At 47.7% G+C, this 21,158-nt stretch carries 18 protein-coding genes and 1 riboswitch; of the genes, 10 read left to right on the top strand and 8 right to left on the bottom strand.

Going from position 1 to position 21,158, the window contains the following annotated elements; genetic code table 11:
- The first annotated feature begins 51 nt into the window (after positions 1–51).
- The 3 genes from ACY1JZ_RS05625 (at position 52) to ACY1JZ_RS05615 (ending at position 4,419) form a co-directional block, all read left to right on the top strand.
- Entirely contained in the window at positions 52–1,797 is a 1,746-nt protein-coding gene (locus ACY1JZ_RS05625; protein WP_462628427.1) for a sensor histidine kinase, read from the top strand.
- 99 nt (positions 1,798–1,896) lie between these two features.
- Positions 1,897–3,537, top strand: a complete 1,641-nt coding sequence (locus ACY1JZ_RS05620) for a response regulator transcription factor (RefSeq protein ID WP_462628426.1) — start codon at positions 1,897–1,899, stop codon at positions 3,535–3,537.
- Between the two features lie 141 nt (positions 3,538–3,678).
- Complete coding sequence (locus tag ACY1JZ_RS05615) at positions 3,679–4,419, top strand: SDR family NAD(P)-dependent oxidoreductase (protein WP_462628425.1); 741 nt, start codon at positions 3,679–3,681, stop codon at positions 4,417–4,419.
- Between the two features lie 109 nt (positions 4,420–4,528).
- Here the strand turns inward: ACY1JZ_RS05615 and ACY1JZ_RS05610 are convergent, their stop codons facing one another.
- From ACY1JZ_RS05610 to ACY1JZ_RS05585, 6 genes are all read right to left on the bottom strand, one after another.
- On the bottom strand, positions 4,529–5,461 hold the full coding sequence (locus ACY1JZ_RS05610; protein ID WP_462628424.1) for a DsbA family protein: 933 nt from the start codon (positions 5,459–5,461) through the stop codon (positions 4,529–4,531).
- Between the two features lie 234 nt (positions 5,462–5,695).
- The gene (locus tag ACY1JZ_RS05605; protein WP_462628423.1) at positions 5,696–6,298 is read right to left on the bottom strand and encodes a DJ-1/PfpI family protein; all 603 of its coding nucleotides are present in this window, start codon (positions 6,296–6,298) and stop codon (positions 5,696–5,698) included.
- A gap of 57 nt (positions 6,299–6,355) precedes the next feature.
- Positions 6,356–6,434, bottom strand: a riboswitch (ZMP/ZTP riboswitch).
- 1,183 nt (positions 6,435–7,617) lie between these two features.
- Positions 7,618–8,070 (bottom strand): hypothetical protein, encoded by a 453-nt coding sequence (locus ACY1JZ_RS05600; RefSeq protein WP_462628422.1) that lies wholly within the window; start codon positions 8,068–8,070, stop codon positions 7,618–7,620.
- A gap of 876 nt (positions 8,071–8,946) precedes the next feature.
- The gene (sda, locus tag ACY1JZ_RS05595) at positions 8,947–9,123 is read right to left on the bottom strand and encodes a sporulation histidine kinase inhibitor Sda (RefSeq protein ID WP_270166703.1); all 177 of its coding nucleotides are present in this window, start codon (positions 9,121–9,123) and stop codon (positions 8,947–8,949) included.
- Between the two features lie 37 nt (positions 9,124–9,160).
- Positions 9,161–9,598: a hypothetical protein gene (locus ACY1JZ_RS05590; protein WP_270166705.1), complete on the bottom strand. Its 438-nt coding sequence runs from the start codon at positions 9,596–9,598 to the stop codon at positions 9,161–9,163.
- A gap of 242 nt (positions 9,599–9,840) precedes the next feature.
- Positions 9,841–10,035: a hypothetical protein gene (locus ACY1JZ_RS05585; RefSeq protein ID WP_270166707.1), complete on the bottom strand. Its 195-nt coding sequence runs from the start codon at positions 10,033–10,035 to the stop codon at positions 9,841–9,843.
- Between the two features lie 80 nt (positions 10,036–10,115).
- Here ACY1JZ_RS05585 and ACY1JZ_RS05580 point away from each other — a divergent pair, with 80 nt between their 5' ends.
- Positions 10,116–10,937, top strand: coding sequence for a hypothetical protein (locus ACY1JZ_RS05580; protein ID WP_462628421.1), 822 nt, complete (start codon positions 10,116–10,118; stop codon positions 10,935–10,937).
- Between the two features lie 168 nt (positions 10,938–11,105).
- A complete protein-coding gene (locus tag ACY1JZ_RS05575; protein WP_462628420.1) occupies positions 11,106–12,437 on the top strand; it encodes a sensor histidine kinase in 1,332 nt (443 codons plus the stop codon).
- 268 nt (positions 12,438–12,705) lie between these two features.
- Here ACY1JZ_RS05575 and ACY1JZ_RS05570 read toward each other — a convergent pair whose 3' ends face one another.
- On the bottom strand, positions 12,706–13,938 hold the full coding sequence (locus tag ACY1JZ_RS05570) for a Fic family protein (protein WP_462628419.1): 1,233 nt from the start codon (positions 13,936–13,938) through the stop codon (positions 12,706–12,708).
- A gap of 472 nt (positions 13,939–14,410) precedes the next feature.
- Here ACY1JZ_RS05570 and ACY1JZ_RS05565 point away from each other — a divergent pair, with 472 nt between their 5' ends.
- The gene (locus tag ACY1JZ_RS05565) at positions 14,411–15,172 is read left to right on the top strand and encodes a putative type II toxin-antitoxin system PemK/MazF family toxin (RefSeq protein ID WP_270166713.1); all 762 of its coding nucleotides are present in this window, start codon (positions 14,411–14,413) and stop codon (positions 15,170–15,172) included.
- Positions 15,173–15,606: 434 nt separating this feature from the next.
- Positions 15,607–17,454, top strand: a complete 1,848-nt coding sequence (locus ACY1JZ_RS05560; RefSeq protein ID WP_270166715.1) for an S-layer homology domain-containing protein — start codon at positions 15,607–15,609, stop codon at positions 17,452–17,454.
- A gap of 77 nt (positions 17,455–17,531) precedes the next feature.
- Here ACY1JZ_RS05560 and ACY1JZ_RS05555 read toward each other — a convergent pair whose 3' ends face one another.
- Positions 17,532–17,714, bottom strand: coding sequence for a hypothetical protein (locus ACY1JZ_RS05555; protein ID WP_462628418.1), 183 nt, complete (start codon positions 17,712–17,714; stop codon positions 17,532–17,534).
- 226 nt (positions 17,715–17,940) lie between these two features.
- Between ACY1JZ_RS05555 and ACY1JZ_RS05550 the strand changes: the two genes are divergently transcribed.
- The 3 genes from ACY1JZ_RS05550 (at position 17,941) to ACY1JZ_RS05540 (ending at position 21,158) form a co-directional block, all read left to right on the top strand.
- Positions 17,941–19,281: an ABC transporter substrate-binding protein gene (locus ACY1JZ_RS05550; protein WP_462628417.1), complete on the top strand. Its 1,341-nt coding sequence runs from the start codon at positions 17,941–17,943 to the stop codon at positions 19,279–19,281.
- Positions 19,282–19,441: 160 nt separating this feature from the next.
- The gene (locus ACY1JZ_RS05545; RefSeq protein WP_462628416.1) at positions 19,442–20,314 is read left to right on the top strand and encodes a carbohydrate ABC transporter permease; all 873 of its coding nucleotides are present in this window, start codon (positions 19,442–19,444) and stop codon (positions 20,312–20,314) included.
- Between the two features lie 16 nt (positions 20,315–20,330).
- The gene (locus ACY1JZ_RS05540) at positions 20,331–21,158 is read left to right on the top strand and encodes a carbohydrate ABC transporter permease (RefSeq protein ID WP_270166722.1); all 828 of its coding nucleotides are present in this window, start codon (positions 20,331–20,333) and stop codon (positions 21,156–21,158) included.

The raw sequence follows: 21,158 nt of genomic DNA, 5'->3' as shown, positions 1-21,158 counted from the left end.
TGACATTATGGCGCTTCACTCCAGCCGCCAACATCACCAGGGGGGAACAGCATGCGCAGACGAAATCTGCTTCCTATGAATACCTTTGCCAAGGTGACGCTGATGATCATCTTTATAGTGGCGCTGATTATTATGCTCTACAGCTATTCACACCGCGTCAGCCTGCAGGTCGTCGAGCAGGCGGTGGAGCAGGGGCAGAGCAACCGGCTGGCCTTTGTCATGAGTCAGCTAGAGATGACGGTTGGGCAACTGGCCAAGTTCGCAGTGGTGGCTGGCAGCGACGATAGCATCCGGGACTATCTGTATGAACGGGAGCGCAGCACGCCGCTCCAGCGGGTCGAGCGTCAGACACGCATTACCGATATGCTCAATATGCAGGTATCCACCAGCAGTTGGGACAACCAGATTGTGCTCTTTATTAAGGATGCCCAGGAAGCGTTATCGACGGACTACTCCGTCATGTACAACAGTGATTATGTCGCCCGCACCCCCAAGCAGCGCTGGCAGTTGCAGGAGGCCGACGGGCAGCTTAGCTATTTCAGTTGGATGCGCGAATCACTGTATGATCCGCAACTGGTGGTCGAGGTCCGCTTCGCCAGCCAGAATATGATCAATATGCTGGATCATCTGAAGCAGGGCTCGACAGGCGAGCCCTTCCTGTATTTCCCCGGGGCGGCTCCACTGGCCAACAGCTCCGCCGACAAGGCCGCTGTAGCAGGCGCAGCCGCTGGCCTGAACAGGCTGGAGCTCGGCAAGCAAGGCAGTCACACCTTCTCCTGGGACAGCCGCAAATATGTCATCAACTACATTCGCTCGGACAGCCTGGGGTGGTACCTGGTCGACTTCACCCGGCTGGATGAGGTGTACTCGCCCATTACGCTCAGCCGTAATGTATTCTATCTGTCAGTCGGGCTGTTGCTGGCCCTCATCTTGCTGCTGATGCTAATCCTGTATCGCAATGTTCAGCGCCCGATCTCTCTGCTGCTGCAGGGCGTGCGGCGCATCAGCCACGGCAACTATGCGACCCGGCTGGAGCAGCAGGCCGGTCATGAGTTCAGTTATCTGTTCAATAGCTTCAACAAGATGGCGGAGCAGATCGAGGAGCTGATTGAGAAGGTATACAAGGAGACGCTGCGCTCCAAGGAAGCGACCCTGAAGCAGCTTCAATCGCAGATCAATCCGCATTTCCTGTATAATTGCCTGTTCTATATTAAGAACATGGCGAGTCTTGGGGATAAGGAAGCCGTCATCGCCATGTCGCTCAGCCTCGGCGAGTACTACCGCTACACGACACGTCTGGAGAGGTCGACTGCGCCCCTTAGCGAGGAGATCAGACTGCTGGACAACTATCTGCAGATTCAGACGTTGAGATTGCAGCGGCTGACCTACGAGATTGAAGTTCCTGACGAGATGATGGAGCTGGAGATGCCGCGGCTGCTGCTGCAGCCGGTCGTAGAGAACGCGGTTATCCATGGGGTGGAGAGCAGTCTGGAATTTGCCATTATCCATATCTGGGGAGAGCGCAACGGGAGAGCATATCGCCTTGTCATCGATAATAAGGGCGCAGGCGTGCCACAGGCGGTTATTGCCGAGCTCCAGCGCCGGATGAGCGTTGAGCCTGCGGAGCATCACGGGTTCGGGCTGTGGAATATCCACCAACGGCTCATTCACCGCTACGGCGAAGGAGCAGGGCTGCGCTTCTCCGAGTCTCCGCTAGGCGGCCTCCGGGTCGAGCTGTTGTGGGAGGAGGATACGATGACAGATGCTTCACAAGGAGATAAGGACGATAACCGTTGAATGATAGCGTTGAATGATAGCGTTGAATAACAGCACCAGCATCGAAGGCATCCGTATACTAGCACCTAATAGCCCTATATAGAACAGGAGGCGGCCCATATGTTTCGTTTAATGATTGTTGATGATGAGAGCAGCGTAGTGGACGGCCTGGCAGACACGATCGCGTGGGAGCGTATCGGGATCAGCACGGTATTGAAGGCCTACTCCGGCATTGAAGCATTGGAGCTGCTGCAGACCCACTCGATCGACATCGTCATCTCGGACATCTGCATGCCGCAGATGGGCGGCCTGGAGCTGCTGCAGATGATTCGCACCCATTGGCGCAGGATCAAGACGATCGTACTGTCAGGCCACGCCGAGTTCGATTATGCGAAGGAAGCGATGGCACTCGGAACAAGCGACTATCTGTTGAAGCCCGTAAGCGATAATGAGCTGCTGGAGCGTGTGGGGCAGAGTGTCAGCCAGCTACTGCTGGAGCAGGAGTCAAGCGCTACATTGGAGCGCGCCCGGCTGGCGCTGCAGGCCAATCTGCCGATGCTGCGCAGCGAGCTGCTGAATCAACTGCTGCAGGGCATGAAGTATGCGCCTGACAAGCTGGCAGAGCAGCTATCTCTGCTCCATCTGGAGCAGGTGCTGGGCAGACCGGCTGCGCTTATGATCGCGCGACTGGAGGATCGGCTGGCAGAGCAAAATTACTATCATACCTCGATCATGGAATACGCGATCGGCAATATGGCGGAGGAAATATTCAGCGATCGCTTCTCCCTCTGGCCGTGCAAGGATGTCCATGGCTATCTCGTATTTCTGGTGATTCCACAGGAGACGAAGCAGCCCCATGATGCAGCGGAGGCAGGTACAGAGGAGCAGCTCAAGCATCTGGCGGCGCAGCTACAGTTGAACGTCAACCGCTATCTCAAGGGCACCATCTCTGTACTGATCGGCGGCTGGGGTACCTTCCCCGAGGATGTGGGCAAGCTGTACCAGGATGCGCTGCTCTCGATGCGACGGCATATCGGCAGTCAGAGCGACCTGTTCGTCTATGTATCCGAGGAGGAGGAGCAGTTGCCTGTGCGGGCATTACAGAAGCTGTACGAGCCGCCGCTGCTCGTTCATCTGATGGAGTCCGGTAGTTGGGTGCAGGCCGAGCAGAAGCTGCTGGCCATTATGGAGGAGCTTACCCGCGAGCGAACCAGCTCGCAGGAGCATGTGCAGGAAGCGTTATTCTTCATCTATGCCTCCTTCAGCACCTATGCTCATAAGAATGGGCGGGAGCTGAGCGCCATGCTTGGCAGCGGCCTGGCCAATATCTCCGGCATGCTGCCTGGCTGTACGATGACCAGTCTGAAGAACTGGTCCTTGCAGGCTCTCTCCATGGTTCGCCAGTCGACAGAGAACACCGCGCGCAGCGACCGCAGCCATGTCGTGGGACGCATCCAGCGGTTTATACGCGAGCATCTGGCCGAGGATATATCGCTGCAAGCGATCGCGGACTACATGTATATGCATCCGGTTCATATCTCCAGAGTATTCAAGCTGGAGACCGGCATTAATGTCAGCGACTACGTGCTGCGACTGAAGATGGAGAAGGCCGTGGAGCTGCTCGCTGATCACAAGCTCAAAAATTTCGAGGTGGCGCTCAAGCTCGGCTATCAGAACCCGAATTATTTCTTCAAGGTGTTCAAGAAGTATTACTCCGTCACGCCGCAGGAATACCGGATCAATCTGGAGGCGAAGGGGTGACGCCTCGTTCTCGTCCGCTGCCTGAATGAGGAATAATTATGCATGTGCAAGCTTGTGGCTTCTCCTCAGGTCAATTATACAAATAAGTTCAGAAGAGATATAATGAGACGAAACCCATATTTCATTAGAGGAGCCAATTACATGCAATTACTCAACAAGATCGCCCTGGTTACGGGGGGCGGCACCGGCATTGGCAGAGCGACAAGTCTTCTGCTGGCGAAGCGGGGAGCAACTGTAGTCGTGAACTATTCTCGCTCGCAGTCTGATGCGGAGGAAACCGTGCAGCACATTCTCAGCGAGGGCGGTCAAGCGATCGCCATACAAGCCGACGTATCCCAGGATACGGATGTCCGCAGGATGATCGATACGATCGCCCAGCAATTCGGAACGGTGGACATGCTCGTTAACAACGCCAGTATTACGAGCCATATTCCCATGAGCAATCTGGAGGATGTGACCGGAGAGGTGTGGGATGAGCTGTTCGATGTTAATGTGAAAGGGATGTTCTATTGCGCGCGGGCAGTAGCGCCGCTCATGAAGGAAAATAAACAGGGCGCCATCGTTAATCTGGGCAGTATTGCAGGGCAGACCGGGCTAGGCTCTTCACTCCCCTACGCCGTATCGAAGGCTGCGGTCCATGGCCTGACGAAATCACTGGCTCGGGCTCTAGCCCCCGATATTCGCGTCAACTGCATCGTGCCCGGAGCGGTCGAGACGAGATGGTGGGCCGGAAGAGAGGAGCAGATGAAGAAGCTCGCTCCACATCTTCTGTTGCAGCAGATTGCAACACCTGAGGATATTGCCTCCATGATCTGCTCCGCTCTGGAGCAGGAATCGATGACGGGGCAGATTATTACGGTAGATAGCGGCCAAACGTTGTAGCGCTGTGGCGTCAGGTTGATTCCAGCTACATCCAAGCATACCTGCTACACCAGAGGTTATGCTTGGATGAGCGTTATAGTGCGGGGTCTTTGATTACAAAACAGGAAGCTTAGCCTCTTCCCTCTCTCGCTGAATTCACAACGTACAATTCCCCCAGGATATGCTCAATGCGATAGGAATCCTCTGGCAGCTCCGCGGCAATCAGCCCCGCAACCTCACTGGACTCGACTCCGTACATCACTTCGATTTCCTTCGAGAACAACAGCGGGCTCTCCTCCATCCACTTCGCCAGGGGGCGAACCGGCTTCGGCTTCACCTGGTTCTTCAAGAGCTGCTCCAGAGCGTCCACGTAGGTTTCCAATGTCCGAGCGCCAACAATCTTCACTCCTTTGCCCTCCTCATCCATCATGATGATGGTTGGGAAGCCTCTGACGCCGAGTCTGGCTACAAGGTCAAAATCTTGCTCCAGCAGATTCTGCGCCTCTTCGAGCTCGGATTGTTCCACTATCTGCGCCCCATTCAGCCCCATCTGGTTGACGAGCTCCATGAGTACCTGCGTTTCCCCGATATTGAGATTAAAGGCAAATACGGCCTCTCTCGCTCTCCGCAAAAATTCATTCTCTCTTCCCTCATGACGGGTCTGAATCACTTTAAAAACTCGGGATGGCGGGTACGAGGATTGGATAGGATTCGTCCCCCATAACGTTCCGTCGATCGGCATGCGCGAATGCTCGCCTACTTCCTTCCAATGATGCTCCACATCGGCAGGGTTTCGAATCCCATTCGAAGCATCGCTGAACCCATGCCAGTTGGCCAGCAGGCCGCCCATGACCGTATGGACATTAAAATAGGCACCATACTGTTGAATGAAGCGATGGAGCACAGGCTCAAGTGCCCAGCAATGCGAGCAGATCGGGTCCGTCACGTAATACAGCGTTATTTTCTTCATCCTCTGCTCCAGCTCGAAGGCCTGGATGGGCTCCTCATCGACCACGCCACAGACACCTGTCTCCAAATCACACATCATATTGTCATTACTCATTCTCTGCATCACCTTTCCGAAGTTGTATGTCGTGCTAGTCGTGCTATCGGTTCAGCAGCTACTGGCTTGGCCAATAGACAACATCAGCTCGGCTACTATCCTGCTTATGATACAATTATAGAACTTAGATAAAATAGAACAAGTATGATCATTATTATGACTAAGTATCTAATAAGATACTAATGGAGAGTTGAGACATGATATACGAGCTTACAATGGAGTCGCTATACCCGGCTACAATTCGTCAGGCATGTATACATTCGTCAGGTTTCCTGACTGATAGTACGGATAGTCCATCTTGGCTTGCACCTTTCTCGCCACCTCCGCATTCGTCAAGGATTCAATCAGATATAAGCCCAGATCGATAGAGGCCGAGACCCCGCCGCCTGTGTAAGTATTCTCATCACGCACGACACGTGCTTTAACTACCTCGGCGCAGTATGGCTCCAGCAGCTCATATGCTGACGGGTTCGTTGTCGCCCTCTTGCCCTCCAAAAACCCTGCCGCCCCCAGAAGCAACGCACCTGTGCAGACCGATACTTTGTACGGTACATCACGGGCCGTGCGAAGCCACGACACAAACTCCGTATCGTCTCTCATGGCTCTAGTCGGCATCCCGCCGGGGATAAAGATCAGATCATACCCCGATAGATCAGGGCATACGTGCTGTATTTTGATCGTCATCCCTCGGTCATCTGTAATCTCCTCCTGGTTCGCACACAGATCCCACGAGACCCCTTCCATCACGTTAAGAATGCTCAGCCAGGATACCGCTTCATGGAAACCAACAAAGTCTAACGTCGTCATCTTCTCAAACAAAATGTAAGCCATCCTCATCAGGAACACCTGCCCTTTCATTCGTGGAACTAAAATAAGTATCCGATCGAGGATCAGATACTTTGCCCAGGCATACGGCTTATGAAATATGTGCTCCCCCGTAGTGGCCTACGTTATGCCAGTCACACATACCTTTGTTACACCAGACTCCCATGCGGCGAGGGCCGCGCCATCCGTTGACGGGATTATTGGATCACGGCTGCATGTTCTACATTCTGTACCCTCGCAGCCACGATGCACAGCAAGGCTCCTGCCCCTATGCATCACACATCACACATCATCCATCGGACAGACCTCTATCGGGGGTCTCCGTACAAGCTCGGATTTGGGAAACCCGATCTCCCAAGTCTTTGCCCTGCAGTATCTGCAGGAACAGTGAATCTTCCCCTTGGCAAACCTGCCGACAGCCTTCACTTCCCATCCAAACCGCGCAACGATCTTGCACTTTCTCCTGATCACCCGTTGCCGATGATGCCTGTAATACGCTCGAGTCCGATTACCAGATGCCTTCTTCATTCCACCACACCCCTTGGGAAAAGGCCCCGCCTGCAAAGGAGCCAAGGGACTGCGCATCCCTTACAGGCAAGGCATGATGGGGCTTCCAGCATAGTGCAGCATAAGAATCACCTCAATCTGTATTTACTTATTCACTATAACGGCCTGGATTTTTGTGGAATATAGTAATATATTGATTATGATACCACAATGAAGATCACTTGTCCGTTCACGAGTGGATAAAAACGCCTAGGGGGAGTATGATGAGACTGTATTTGTTATGGTATTCCATATTTTATACCGTTTTAGTGCTGATTATGTTCTGCGTATCTTCGTTGAGGATTGACCTCATTACATTAAGTGAGCCGTATCTATTGTCAACGGAACAGAAATATTACTATGCTATAGTTCATCCCTTGATCATATCAGTCGTGGCTACAGGTCTGGGAACGTTGTTATTCCGAAAAGTTTCTGTTAGATTCCGTCTCTTGTTTTCCATCGTATGTCTGCTGCTGTTGTTCGTTGCTTATTATGTTACTGTATTCCTTAATCAATGATAGATAAATGCGCAAGTTTCGGGGCTGAGCCAGTCTTGGAGCTATCTACAGTGGGGTGTTTTATAAATGCAGGGTGTTGGAATAAGCGGTCTAGTGTTAATATTGGTGGTTATTATTGTCATTGTATATATTATCAAGCTGGTTTTCCGAACTGCAATTAACAAATCTGAGTTCAAAAGATCCGTTGATAACGATCTCAAACAGATAAAAAAAGACATTGAGAACATTAATGAAGCCCTAAATCCAAAGGGAAAGAAATAAGTGAGTTTAATTATCTGAATCATCTAGGCCGATTATTTCATTATCCCAATACTTCAATATTTCTGTAATTATAGCCTCTTGATATTTGACATAAATATAATTTTCTTCGAACTTCAAGATCCTTCTACCAGTACTGCCTATGTCTATCGAAAAACAAATAAATCGAGCGGAATAGGCTACTGGAAAAGGAGCATACTCCACAACACCGATTTCTTTAATATTTGTCCATTTCAAAACTTTTTTCACTTTATGTGAACAAAATGCTACACCCTCACTTCCTATAAATATTTTTTTATCTAATATAGTAAAATAATAATATGATGACAACGAAAATAACCATAAAAATGATATCACCGTTTTTGTAACCATGCTTACTTCAATTAAAAATAATATTAATATAGGAATGAAAGATATTAAAACTAAATATAACCCAAAGGAAATAATTGTTTTATTATTCACAAATAAAAATCTCTTAATAAGAATCCCCCCTCATTTTCTATTTACAGATAGTCGTTTTTAGTACAACCCCGTAGATTCGAACAAGGAATAGCCAGCCATAGGTACTAGCTGACAGTATTGATTTAACAGCCCGGCGTCCTCTCTCATCACCAGCGCATTGCCGCGCAGATAACTCGCCTTCCCAACCACCGTTCCATTGCTTTGAACGGTTTCCTCCGCTACGAGGTGCGCTCCATTATAATATGTCTGGGATGTGAAGCCACCATGGAAGAACTGTCACATTTAGCTTGACAACATGTCACTTAAATAAGTTATAAAAAAATCCCTTCTTGCGTTGCCCATTAATATGACTATAAAATTGTTCTCTTGGTAAGCATTTAACATTCATCGTGCCATAACGTTTGAGAAAAGCATTGTATTTTTCTTGATACATACTATTAATAAAGTTCAAGAAATCATCTTTACTCAATATATTTACACGCCTACCATCATGATCCTTCAATACTATTGAAAAAATATGGTTATTGATTGATAGAGAGGAATGCAATCTTGCTTTCCAAACACTGAGATCACTATTTTAGCTCAGTTTCCAAAAGAGGAAAAAATATTAATTATGAAGTTAATCAGAAACGGCGAAAGCTATTAAACATAGTGCAGGAGGAGTCTGCTTACACGCCGCAATTAGATCGCGTTCATCAGCTACGTGTAAAATGGCAGAAAGACTGCCCGTATCATAAGACTTTCTCCAATAGCTAAATAGATTCCGATCGGCAAGTCCTTAGTCGAGTCAGTTCAATCCTCAGACCGTTAAAGCGGTAACCATAAGCACTGAATCTACAACGAGCGTGAGCAAGGTCAATAGGAGTAGAGCCCTTTCTATTTCGTGCTGCCCAACATCAATAGTTGTCGCGCCTTCACCTGCTTCTCCTGTCCGGTGCTTAGTCCTCGTGCATGGATCTCTATGAGCAGCAGGTCAAGGAATTCCTTCTCAAGCTGTAGTTCGACGTCATCCTCATATACCGTCATTAGCTCCTGATCTGTGAGTGATTTCATAGGGTTCTCGCCTCATTTTAGTTTCATCGGTTATGTATCATTTTCTTGTTCTGGCATTCTTCACCAAGGTCATTCTTCGGGAATGGCGCAGCCACGAATAATAGCTTCTCAAATCTCGCAGCTCCAACGATTCCGATAGTCTGCCCAGGAAGGTAATGATCAACATCTTGTGCAGAGGGTTGCCGATCAGGTCCCTCTCTTGTTCGGATACGGCAAAGTTCACAACCATGAGAAGATCATCATCGACGATATAGACGTCTTCATCGTGCCGGTAATACGGTTCAATCTGACCACGCTTCAGCCGATCCCATTTGAAATGGCCTATCTCCTCAAGCCCCGCCCTTCCACTGTCCACCCGGGAAATCCAGCGATTCTGCGCATGGTGGGTAATGATGATGTCGACAATTTTTTTATCGCCTAACTCGATATAATAGGGGTCATAGGTACTCCATCGGCTCATCGCTCTATCCTTCATCTGTTAACTTCCCCCTTTCGTCCTACGTGCCTCAAATTCAATTCCATATTTATGTAAATTATGATAAGGTTAACTGCGCCTGATGTCATCACATACTTTCGTTGCGTCAACACGCAACCAGTTGCGTGTTCATGCAAATATTGAAGAAAAATTTGCGTGAAGACGAAAAAAAGATTGCATCTTAGCACACTGCTAAATTTATGCAATATTTCTTTATTTTTGGTAAAATAGAACTAGGGCGGTTAGAGCCAAAAAACATTCGATCGTTTTTCTTCCCCGCTTTTCGATGGATGATTAAATAAGCGATTCAGTGCGGCGGACTCTTCTTGTGATAATGACAGATTATTAATGAAAGAGCTTTCAAAATCACGTGCTTTGACGCTTTTTAATAAATGTACGGCACGGTGCAGCTTCGGGTTAAGCTGGATAGCAGGCATAGGAGGTCACCCCTTTCCCAGACGAGTACCTTGCAATACATATTATAACAAATATATTAATAGAGGGAAGTGTTATTGCGATGAAGAGCAAGCTTCTATTATGGCTAGGGATTCCGCTGTTTATTGTCTTGCAGGTGTGGTGCTCATTCCTTACATTCTATTTTCCCTATCACGGGATTTATCTGGAGCTAACTCCCCAGCAGCAATGGATAGTCAAGGAGCTACCTCCAGAAGGCGCTGGTTTTAGACTAGGAATTCAGGTTGGGGACATCGTCCAACAGGTGGACGGCAGACCTCCCGACGAGTCTCCCTTCGTTACGAAGTGGCAAGCTGTTGAGCAAGCACACACACTGGTGATTATGAGAGACGGGGCAGAGCAGTCTATCGATGTCACTAACGTTAGCGCTATTACTGAGGATATTATTCCAGCAATAGAGGAATTCGTATGCTTGTTTATGGCGATTTTGCTACTGATAAAAATGCGCCAGTCTCCATCCGCCAGATGGCTTGCAGCCGTCTTTATGACCATGGCGCTCATCTATATGAGTTATGGTGCTTCTATTCGAGGGGATATTTTGGGTAAGCTTATCATTACCAACTTGATGATGATGCTGCCAATCGTGTTTTATCATTTCCTGGTCGTCTTCTTCGAGGAGAAGGGCGACATACGGCTACCCAGACGAATCTTGTCGTTCATGTATGCACTTGCCGCCACAGGATTTTTAATCCGATTCTTGTACTTATATCCTACGACGGCCTATGAAATCCATCTTTATAATCCGTCCGTTACCTTAGGTTTTTTCCTGCTCGGATTTTTGTTCAATATGTACATCTTAACGATGCTGTATGTCAGATTCCGCAAGCAACAATCTCACATGTCCAGCATCATCAAGAGTGTATGACTAGCGTGTATGGTCTCATTTTTACCGGTAATCTGTTTTTCGTTTCTCCCTAAATTGATTAAAGGTATTCAAGCTTTAGATTTCATATACACAAGTTGGATTATCCTGCTTTTCCCGATTTCATTTGCTTATATGATCGCTACGGACAAGTTATACGATTTCGACCTTATGATTCGCCGAATTCTGTCCGCTGGCCTGCTGGCCATTATTCCGGTCAGCTTGCTTACAGGGAGTTATGTAGGTTTAATCCATACTACAGCGGATAAGAAGCAGATTCTGTTCCTATTCACTGCTTCACTGCTTCTGATTACATGGGTGCTCTATTCAGCCGAGTATTGGACCACACGCTTTGAATCCGTGCTGTTCCCAAGGAAACACGTCCTGAACACGGCATTGAAGAACATCTCCAAGAAACTCGGAACAATCTCCAGCCTCCGCGAGCTGAAGGATATTATTCTCGCTGAGATTGTGGACACTCTTCATGTGACAGGAGCCGCTGTCGTGTTCCGATACAGGAACGATACGGAAATCATCTACGCGGGAGAAGTCGATACGGCTCAGATCAGGCAGCTTGCAGACGCCTCCCCGAGGCCTATTGATCCGTACTATACATTTATCGAGATGAACAGCCATGAAGAGTATACGAGCTATCTGGTCATCACGCGGAAGAAATCCAATACGATGCTGGGCAAGGAGGAGCTGCATTGGCTGCAACTGATCACCTCCTATCTGGAGGTGAGTCTGGAGAATGTGCTGCTGATCCGCAAGCTGACCAGAAGACTCCAACAACTCGCCTCCCAACTGCCTGTGGAGGACACGGCGCCAGATATTCAGTGGTTCCGCAAGGTGATGTTCGAATTGCAGGAGGAGGAGCGGATTCGGATTGCCACCGATCTTCATGACACGACGATGCAGGACCTGTTCTTCCTCAAGAAACGGTTAATTGCGTTAGGAGAACAGGGTCTCTTGCACGGGGGCAGTCAGCAAGAGCTGAATTCAATGATCCAATTTGTCGAGATGATTAATGTCGGTTTGCGCGAGAGCTGCTTCGAGCTGAATCCCCATCTGCTGCAAGAGGTCGGCTTGCTGCGGACGCTTGAGATGTATGTGGAGAAGGAATCGTATACCGCTCCATTTCAACTGGAGCTCCACGCCGGGCACATGCCAGGCATGGAGAGCAAGGACCTGCTGACCAAGCGGCATCTCTTCCGCATCGTGCAGGAATTGATCAACAATGCCAAGAAACACGCCCAGGCCTCTACCGTCTCCTTCCAGATCGGCGAAGCCAGTGGAAGCTTCTGTCTCACCTATGAGGATGACGGGATAGGGTTCGATGATAACAAGGTTCGTCAAGCAGGAATCGGAGCCTCCGGGATGGGGTTGGAGCAGATCCGAGGCCGAATCTTGCATATGGGCGGACAATTGGAGTTGGTTACCGCGGCCGGGCAAGGAACGAAGATCATCATTACCGTACCGATAGAAGGAGCGATGTCTGCATGAATCAAGTGATGAAGGCACATACAGGTATAGACATGACCAGAAGGTTGGCGTGAAGAACTGAAATGTAGAAGGTATATCCTGATTATGGTATGCTTACAAGAAATAAGGAGACGGATGGCCGTCCGACTCCCGTACAACATTTTTGGGTGGGAAACCTCCAGTAAACCTAGAGAAACTAATCCGCACCGTGGCGCTAACCTGGGCGGGTTATTTTCGTTGCCTGAGAATCCTTACGTATCATGGACTCAGGCTAATACAAAATGCTCCTTCACGAAGAGATTATCTTCTCCATCCATCCATCGCAGAGTTGATAGGATTTCGGTTTCTTACTCACGAGTTCAACGTATCCCTCTTGCACAAGGTAGTCCATGGCGTTATTAATCTTGTGTCTGGACCTATTGGTATAATTCATCACATCTTGCACCGATACGATATGATTCTCTGTTATGAATACATTGATCGTCAGTATCGAATATAATATCTCTCTTGCATCACCGTAACCCTTCCATTTATCCTGTTTCATATATTCCCTGATCCTCTCAAGCTTGAGCAGACTAATTTCGAGATCATCAATGATACTCCGTTGCCCGGCAGAGAGCAATTCCAGCATATGAATTAAATAGAAGGTCACTTCCCCTTGGTTCAAGGGGAAGGCTATGTCTTCTAATGCCCTGTAGTACGTGGATTTATCTTGGTTCACTGCATAAGAAAATGTGATTGCTGAATATTTCTCCAGATAGCGTGACAGATAGCTCCCCACTAATAGCCGCCCTGTGCGCCCATTGCCATCATAGAATGGGTGAATATATTCATAATAATAATGGGCAACCATATACCGATATAATGGAGGATGAGACTCGTCCTTCAGATAATGAATGAGCGCTTCAAGAGACGCCGTAATGTCCTTTTCAGAGCCTACACCAATGTGCGTTGTAACCTGACCATCGTTGATCTCAACACGGCCTCTTCTGAACAGCTCGCCATCCGGTTTATCCTCTGCTTCAATTTCATCGGCTACCAACTGATCGTAGAGGCTCCTGAAATCCTGTATCTTGTCAAATGGCTTGATGTGATCTATATAGAGGTACGTCTTGACGAGACCGGTAAATCTTTTATGTTTAGCTTCCGGTTTTCTGACTTCACGTAGTGCTTCCTGCAGCTCCTTCTTCGTACTGCGCACACCTTCAATTTCATTATTGCTCTGAGCCTCATTAACAATGAGCTTATGGAAATAAGGCTCCACTACAAAGTCAGGAAGCTTGCTAATAAGTGAAGAGATTTCAGAGCTGTTCAATAAGACCTCATTATTTAAGCTCATTAGGTCATGTGTATTTACATAAAACAGTTCAAATGATTCCGATGTATGGTGTCCTTTTCTGAAGCCCTTAATGAATAGGGAGGTTAGATAGCTGCCATAACCATTTCTTCTTTTGTGCAATTCTTCGGTGAACGATTCAGGATCTAATTTATAAAAAAGCTTAGCTAATTTTTGATACGTCATCGTGTTCACCACCCTATTTTCAAAAATCGGGATATTTTTTAATTATAGTTCCAATATACCCCCAATTCAAATGAAATATTCACGTTTTTGAGAACATTGTTAATGCGGGATTCGTGAAAGTACAAACAAGAGGATTAGAGATTATTACGACAAAAAAAGAAAAGAGGCCAAGCCATACAAGGTTGTCGTAATCGCTTGCGCCAACAAGCTTCTCCATCACGTGTACACCATCCTTAGTAAAAGCCAGCCCTACAAAAACTACAACCATATTTACTCATAACCTTCACGCAAATGATGGACAAGTATTAGCTGGTTTTTGTGTTCTAAGACTTTTTCTATTCTTTTCTAGAAGAATTCATTTTCAGAGTTTATAAAAGTATCTAGTTATGCTACTCTGGAAAAAATCGGATTAGTACTCATAAATTATATTGAGGGGTGTATCACAATAGCATTTGATACTAAAAAAGTAAAATTGTATAGTAAACAGACTTCTAAGAAACAGTTAACCAGTAGCGATAGCTTTATTTTAGAACAATTATCTGAAACATTGCATGAAACAGAACAGCTAGTACAGACCTTTAATCTGGGTGATAGTATTCCCTTCTTGATTTGGAATAACTTATTGAATAAACACACACTTAATGGATCAAAAAAAGATACCTATCAAAAGAATGCAAATGGTATCCCCATTCGGTTTGCAAGAGGTAGAAAAGTTACAATCGATTTCGGGTACGGTATTGATCGAGAATTGTTTCAACCCCATCCTGCTATTGTACTTGCTGACTATCAGGAATTGATGGCGGTCGTTCCTACAACATCAGATGATGGATCTGTGTTTCATGATGAGGTAAAGAAAGCTATCATTCGTGTTCCAAGTGACGCTGTCGAAAACTCTGCCAGCTACCCGATATTTCCAAGAAATACGGTTATAAATCTGCATCAAATCAGAGTTGTGTCCAAAAATAGAATAATATCGGATTTAAGATGTAACGTGAAAGACTATAGGGTTCCAGACCACATCATTGACGAGCTCAATGAATATTTTCCATTCCCGGTACTAAAGCATAAAGACCATTTACTTAGAGCGATTGAAATGAAATTAGCACAACTACTTTCACCTGATTCCTTGCATGAAATCAAGCGACTACAAAATCAAGTCGAAAACCTAAATTATATAATCGCCAAGCTTACTCATGAATTGTCAAGAAAAGAGGCGGCAACTGGCAACGAATAAATTTGTATAGAAAAGTTATTGTTGACACATCAAAATATTATTGATAGTATAAATTTAAGTATTATCCTATATTCCCCGCCAACAATGTTGGTTGTGGTGATCTTCTGCACGTGTTTTATATTTTACATGTATCGCCGTTACCTGAGGGTAATTGTGCAGATTCTAAAAAGCCCCTTTTGGGGCTTTTTTCCTTTTGGTCGAAGCCTCATTTAGTCGAAAGCATAAATCCTAAACTACAAGCTGATTCCTGAACTTTACAGGAGTCAGCTTGTTTAATTCCTATTGTGCGCTTCAGCCCCGGCCAGGGTGTCCTTCATGTATCGGTTCTAGACGCCCATTTTCCCCAAATCTGTTGATTTCACATCTACAATATCATTAATTTGGAATTTGCATTATAATTGAGGCTAATTCACCACTCAGAGAAGGGGATCATGATGAGAAATAAATGGATGAATGGATTATCTTTGCTGTTATTATGGTTTGCCAGTATACCTTTTTCAGCCGCTGTATCTGCTGAAGCTCCGCGAGTTCCCATCAAAGATATTCAGACGCATTATTGGAGCACAGCCGCTCAAAGCAAGCTTCAACCCAAGCAAGATAGCGATATGTGGAATGAAGAAGATTCAAAATTCGGGTTACGCAGCTATCCGGGTTTACGTTATTTCCTCAGTGAATTGACAGTCTCTGCACCTGCGAATTTTTTGCTTTATGAAAATGGAGAGCTATGGTTCTCTACAGATGTTAATTTTAGTGAAAACAGCTTCTCCAAAATAATGAGCAATGTGAAGTCCATATCACAAATTACCGTTCCCTTCTACAAATCGCGGGAGCTCGTGGAGACCAAAATTAGTAACAATCAATTTAGTCAATATGAACCTCGTGTTGACTCCGAACAGATAGAGACAGTACAGCTATCGACGATCCTGACTAACGATGGTGCGCTATATATTATGGGCGGTCCTAGTGAGATTCCACTGACAAACAGGAACTTAACTATCGAAAATTCGGATATAGAATCACGACAATATAGTGGCAACTCTCTTTATAATAGGGATATTCTAACCACGATATCGATAGACATGATCTTCCCATTCAGTTATCAAGCAAGCCCTAATACATTCATCAAGATCGCTGACAATATAGACTATATTGATCCCTACTACTACTATTCTGAAACGTTACATCATGGCATCGGCGCATCGAGAGAATCACAAGAAGAAACCGGAGAGAAAGGATTCTTCATTGATAAGTCGGGCAAAGCCTACCTTGGTTTTCCGGGACAGACCAGCTCCAATACGTTAGCGAATCAGAATCTGGTGAATTATATCCCCTACGATAAAATTATGTTGCTAGAAGATGGCACACTTTATCGTGATAATACTAAAGTCAGTCATAATATTAAAGATTTCACATCCAAATTATATTTATTAAATGATGGAACCCTATATGATTATGAGCATCATCTGGTTGATCGAGATGTGAAGGCTATTTACAAATCCTTATATCATGCAGATGGAGAGCTCTATCTGTACGATTATGATTATTATATCAAATCCGATGATAGCCTTTGGGGTGGAGACTGGACGGGTTACAGCAAACTAATGGATGATGTCGCCGGCATCTTCCAGGTGTATGCAGTCAGAACGAATGGTGATGCTTACGCAATTGAAGAGAGTGCGAACGGTTCACTCTTGCCTAAGAAAATAATGAATGGAAACGGGTTAACACCCGCACCAGCAGCTAAGGTGCATGCGGGGAGAATATTCAAGGATGCCTCCAACTGGGCACTTGTTGATCTGCGTTCAGCTAGGACCTCCGGACTTACACTTCCGGTTCAGGATTTAAGCTATAACCAGGCCATAACCCGTGAGAAGTTCTGTGAAATTACAGTTAAACTATATGAGCAATTAGCCCAGAAATCAGCACCTTTATCCAGTAAGAATACTTTCGAGGATACGAACAATCCTGAAATACTGAAAGCCTATGAATTAGGCATTGTTAAGGGCACTTCAGAGACTATGTTCTCTCCTCAAGCTAAAATTACACGTGAAGAAGTAGCCACAATGTTAAAGCGCACTGTAGATAAAGCAGGGAAATCATTACAACAAGGCAGTGCTAAAAAGTTCTCCGACCAGGCTCAGATTTCTAGCTGGGCACGGGATGCTGTAAGCGCCATGTCTGCCGCGAATATTGTGAAGGGGCTGAGTGAAGCTACATTTGCCCCAAAACAGAATACGACGATTGAGCAGGCTGTTATTATGGCTAATCGATTAGTGAAGTAGCTTGTAATACGAGTACCCCATTCCTCCACGCCACCCTTCCCCATATCAGCTATGCTGCATTAATCGTGAAGCCGGGCTTAGCCCCGGCTTCCTTTTTTATAAACAACGGATATAAGGTTACATGCAACCCCAATAATCATTAAGATGATTCCAATCATTACATAAGGGTCAAGTTCTTCGATAATGAAGAAGGACAGACCTGCAGCAAACAAGAGTATTCCCATATACATCAGCCATTTCCCTATCGCGACGTTATTCATTTTGTTCTCCCCTCTCTACTCTACTAAATTAACATTCCAGCTTACATTTTTACCACTTATAGTATAGCCGATCTGGGTTATTGAACAAAATCCATTGCCTGTGCCCCTTCCCCCAACACGCTAATATCCTACCCTAATGTTAAGTCTATCTCCTATCTTACCGTCCTCTAGCGCCCTACAATAAAAGAGCAAGATCATTGTAAGCGAATTCAAGGAGGGCATACAGATGAATACATGGTGGGCCAGATCAACAACCTTTGCGCTGATTCTGACATTGCTGGCGGGCTGCTCAAGCGGCGGCGGGACTAGCACGGGCAGCAGCGAGACGCCGGGGAACAGCTCCTCCAGCAGCGGCGAGAAGAAAAGCCTGACCTTCTGGATGAAGAAGCAGATGTTCGACGCGCAGAACAAAATGATCGAGGAACGCGCCAAGCAGTTCGGCGAGGAAAATCAAGTCAATGTCAACATCGAATTTATCGCCTATGAGGATTTCTATCCGAAATGGTCGGCAGCCATCGAGTCGAGCACACCACCAGATGTCTCATTCTTCGGCTACCAGGAGGTCGGGCAATTCTACGGCCGCGATGTGCTGGAGGATGTGAGCGATCTGGTCGCCAAGGTGGAGCAGTCTAACGGCGAGATTCAGAGCAGCCTCAAGCAGGCCATCTCCTTCGAGGGCAAGCAATACGCGGTGCCGTTCTGGACGGAATCGACAGCGCTCTACTACCGCAAGGATCTGCTCCAAGCCGCAGGCTACAGCGAGCCGCCCAAGACCTGGGATGAATTCCGCGAGATGGCGGCGAAGCTGACCGATACCTCCAAGGGCATCTATGGCGCTGGCATGGGCTACGGCAAGGGCAATTCCGATGCCGAATGGCTGACACGCGCCATCATCTGGTCGTTCGGCGGGTCGCTCGACACCAAGGACGGCTCCACCGTCATCGTCAACACGCCGGAGACGGTCAAGGCGGTACAGTTCATCCGTGATATCTTCAAGCAAGACGGCAGCACTCCGCCTAGCTCCATCGGCTGGGATGACAGCGGCAACAACAAGTCGTACCTGAGCGGCCAGTCCGCGATGATCTTCAATGTCGGCAGCCTGATCGGCACACTGAAGAACGATAACCCTGAGCTGTACGAGAAGACAGGCATCGCCATGCTCCCTGCTGGCCCTGCCGGAACGTTCATCCCAGGCATCAGCAACAATCTGGGCATCTTCAAGGCTTCCGCCAACAAGGAGCTGGCTCGTGAATTCATCGCGTACATGACCAACATCGACTGGTATGGCGAATGGGTACTGAACGGCGCCCCGCTGACCGGCCCGATCTATACGAAGCTGGCTGACGAGGCCGTATGGAAGGAAGAGAAGAACAAGGGCTTCGTCGACTCCATCCAGAACTTTGCGTTCCTCGGCTTCCCAGGCGCCTACAATCCGAAGGCCGGGGAAGTATACAATCTGCGGTATGTCAATGACATGTTCCAGAAGATGCTGCTGGAGGATAGCTACACCCCGGAGACAGCGGTGAAGGATCTGCAAGCGAGCATCGAGAGCGTATACAGCAAGTAGAACGTAAGTTCACCCTGGCAAGACGTCTCGCAACCGTTCCATAGCAGACGTCATTCATAAGTCCGATTACAAGTGAATTCACAGCGATTCATAGCATTCTTGGCATTCTTAGCAACTCATAGCATAGCAATTCATAGCAATTCATAAGGCGGTGCTACTCATGAGACATTCATCCGGCAGCAAGCTGGCTTACGTTCTGATGAGCCCCGTACTGATCTATTTGTTAGCGGTGATGGCCCTCCCCTTCGGGTGGGCCGTCTATCTTAGCCTGACAAACAAGACAGTCGGCGTTCCAGAGGTTTTCGTCGGCATGCAAAACTATATCGATCTCGCCAAGGACTCCCTGTTCTGGCGGGCCGTCTGGAACACCTTCGTGTTCACCATGATTGCGGTCATTCTAAAGGCCGTATTCGGCATGATCATGGCACTCGTGCTGAATGAGAAGATCGTGGCGCGCAATCTGTTCCGGGTGCTGCTGTTTCTGCCGTGGACGATTCCGACCATCGTATCGGTGTTCACCTGGCAATGGATCTACTCCGATGTCGGCGGCGTGCTGAACTTCCTGCTGATGAAGAGCGGACTCATCAGCCAGCCGGTCGGATGGCTGGCTGCACCCGATCTGGCGATGCTGTCGGTCATTATGGTCAATGTATGGCGCGGCATCCCGTTTATGGGCATCGCCATCCTGGCGGGTCTGCAGACCGTGTCCACCGAGATCTATGAGGCAGCGATGCTCGATGGAGCCGGAGCGATCAAACGCTTCTTCTATATGACCCTGCCCTCGATCAAGGAGGTCACCATACTCGCCTCTGTTATTACGACGATCTGGACGCTCAATGATTTTGAGATTATATGGCTGCTTACCCGCGGCGGGCCGAACAACGGCACACAGGTACTGTCCACGCTCAGCTACACCGTAGGCTTCCTGAACATGAATCTCGGCAAGGCCATCGCGATCTCCATCATCACGTTGCCGCCGCTGATCATGCTCATCAACTATGTCACCAAGCGCTCGCTGTCATCTGACAACTAAAGGAGGGATCATCACGATGAAAAATTCGGCAGGCAAGCAGATTGTTGTCTACACTACACTCGTTCTATTGCTCGTATTTGCGTTGTTTCCATTGTATTGGATGATCGTCACCTCCTTTAAGTCCAATGGCGAGATCTATTCCATGACCCCGTCCTTCTGGCCGGAGAGCTTCTCGGGAACTGCCTATGACAAGCTGATTCACGAGAAGGACTTTCTCATCAATATCAAAAACAGCCTGATCGTCTCGCTGGTCGTCTCCCTGTTCTCGATCATCGTCAGCATGCTGGCAGCCTATGCCATCTCCAAGCTGCATTTTCGGGGCAAAGGGCTGATCTCCAAGAGCATTCTATATGCCTACCTGATGCCTAGAGCGGTGCTGTTCATCCCGCTGTACATGGTCGTTACGCTGCTCGGCGCAAGCAATTCCATCTACGGGCTGATGCTCATCTATCCGACCATCACGATTCCGTATGCAACCTGGATGCTGATCTCGTATTTCAAGTCGATTCCGACCGAGATTGAGGAGGCCGCAATGATCGACGGCTGCTCACGGGTGAGCACGATGCTGAAAATTATCTTCCCGCTGTCGGCGCCCGGCATTGCCGCCACCTTCATCTTCTCCTTCACCCTCTGCTGGAGTGAATACCTGTATGCGCTGGTCGTTATTACGAAGGGGACGGACAAGACGATTACGCTCGGGCTTTCGGATATGATCGTGGGGGATGTATTTGCCTGGGGGCCGCTCATGGGCGGCTCGATTATCGCATCGGTTCCGGTCATCATTATGTATCTGTTCACATCAAAATATATGGTCAGCGGCATGACCGTGGGAGGCGTGAAATAA

The organism is Paenibacillus sp. J5, assembly GCF_054955055.1.
Note: the sequence above shows the minus strand (reverse complement) of the source record. Positions and strands in the feature narration are given on the sequence as shown.

Bases quoted from the DNA above. Each gene is read 5' to 3' on its own strand.
- ACY1JZ_RS05560 (WP_270166715.1), top strand. From the start codon at position 15,607: ATGAGAAATAAATGGATGAATGGATTATCTTTGCTGTTATTATGGTTT.
- ACY1JZ_RS05575 (WP_462628420.1), top strand. From the start codon at position 11,106: ATGATTCGCCGAATTCTGTCCGCTGGCCTGCTGGCCATTATTCCGGTC.
- ACY1JZ_RS05585 (WP_270166707.1), bottom strand. From the start codon at position 10,035: ATGCCTGCTATCCAGCTTAACCCGAAGCTGCACCGTGCCGTACATTTA.
- ACY1JZ_RS05625 (WP_462628427.1), top strand. From the start codon at position 52: ATGCGCAGACGAAATCTGCTTCCTATGAATACCTTTGCCAAGGTGACG.
- ACY1JZ_RS05555 (WP_462628418.1), bottom strand. From the start codon at position 17,714: ATGAATAACGTCGCGATAGGGAAATGGCTGATGTATATGGGAATACTC.
- sda (WP_270166703.1), bottom strand. From the start codon at position 9,123: ATGAAATCACTCACAGATCAGGAGCTAATGACGGTATATGAGGATGAC.
- ACY1JZ_RS05605 (WP_462628423.1), bottom strand. From the start codon at position 6,298: ATGAGGATGGCTTACATTTTGTTTGAGAAGATGACGACGTTAGACTTT.
- ACY1JZ_RS05610 (WP_462628424.1), bottom strand. From the start codon at position 5,461: ATGAGTAATGACAATATGATGTGTGATTTGGAGACAGGTGTCTGTGGC.
- ACY1JZ_RS05590 (WP_270166705.1), bottom strand. From the start codon at position 9,598: ATGAAGGATAGAGCGATGAGCCGATGGAGTACCTATGACCCCTATTAT.
- ACY1JZ_RS05545 (WP_462628416.1), top strand. From the start codon at position 19,442: ATGAGACATTCATCCGGCAGCAAGCTGGCTTACGTTCTGATGAGCCCC.
- ACY1JZ_RS05615 (WP_462628425.1), top strand. From the start codon at position 3,679: ATGCAATTACTCAACAAGATCGCCCTGGTTACGGGGGGCGGCACCGGC.
- ACY1JZ_RS05580 (WP_462628421.1), top strand. From the start codon at position 10,116: ATGAAGAGCAAGCTTCTATTATGGCTAGGGATTCCGCTGTTTATTGTC.
- ACY1JZ_RS05550 (WP_462628417.1), top strand. From the start codon at position 17,941: ATGAATACATGGTGGGCCAGATCAACAACCTTTGCGCTGATTCTGACA.
- ACY1JZ_RS05570 (WP_462628419.1), bottom strand. From the start codon at position 13,938: ATGACGTATCAAAAATTAGCTAAGCTTTTTTATAAATTAGATCCTGAA.
- ACY1JZ_RS05540 (WP_270166722.1), top strand. From the start codon at position 20,331: ATGAAAAATTCGGCAGGCAAGCAGATTGTTGTCTACACTACACTCGTT.
- ACY1JZ_RS05620 (WP_462628426.1), top strand. From the start codon at position 1,897: ATGTTTCGTTTAATGATTGTTGATGATGAGAGCAGCGTAGTGGACGGC.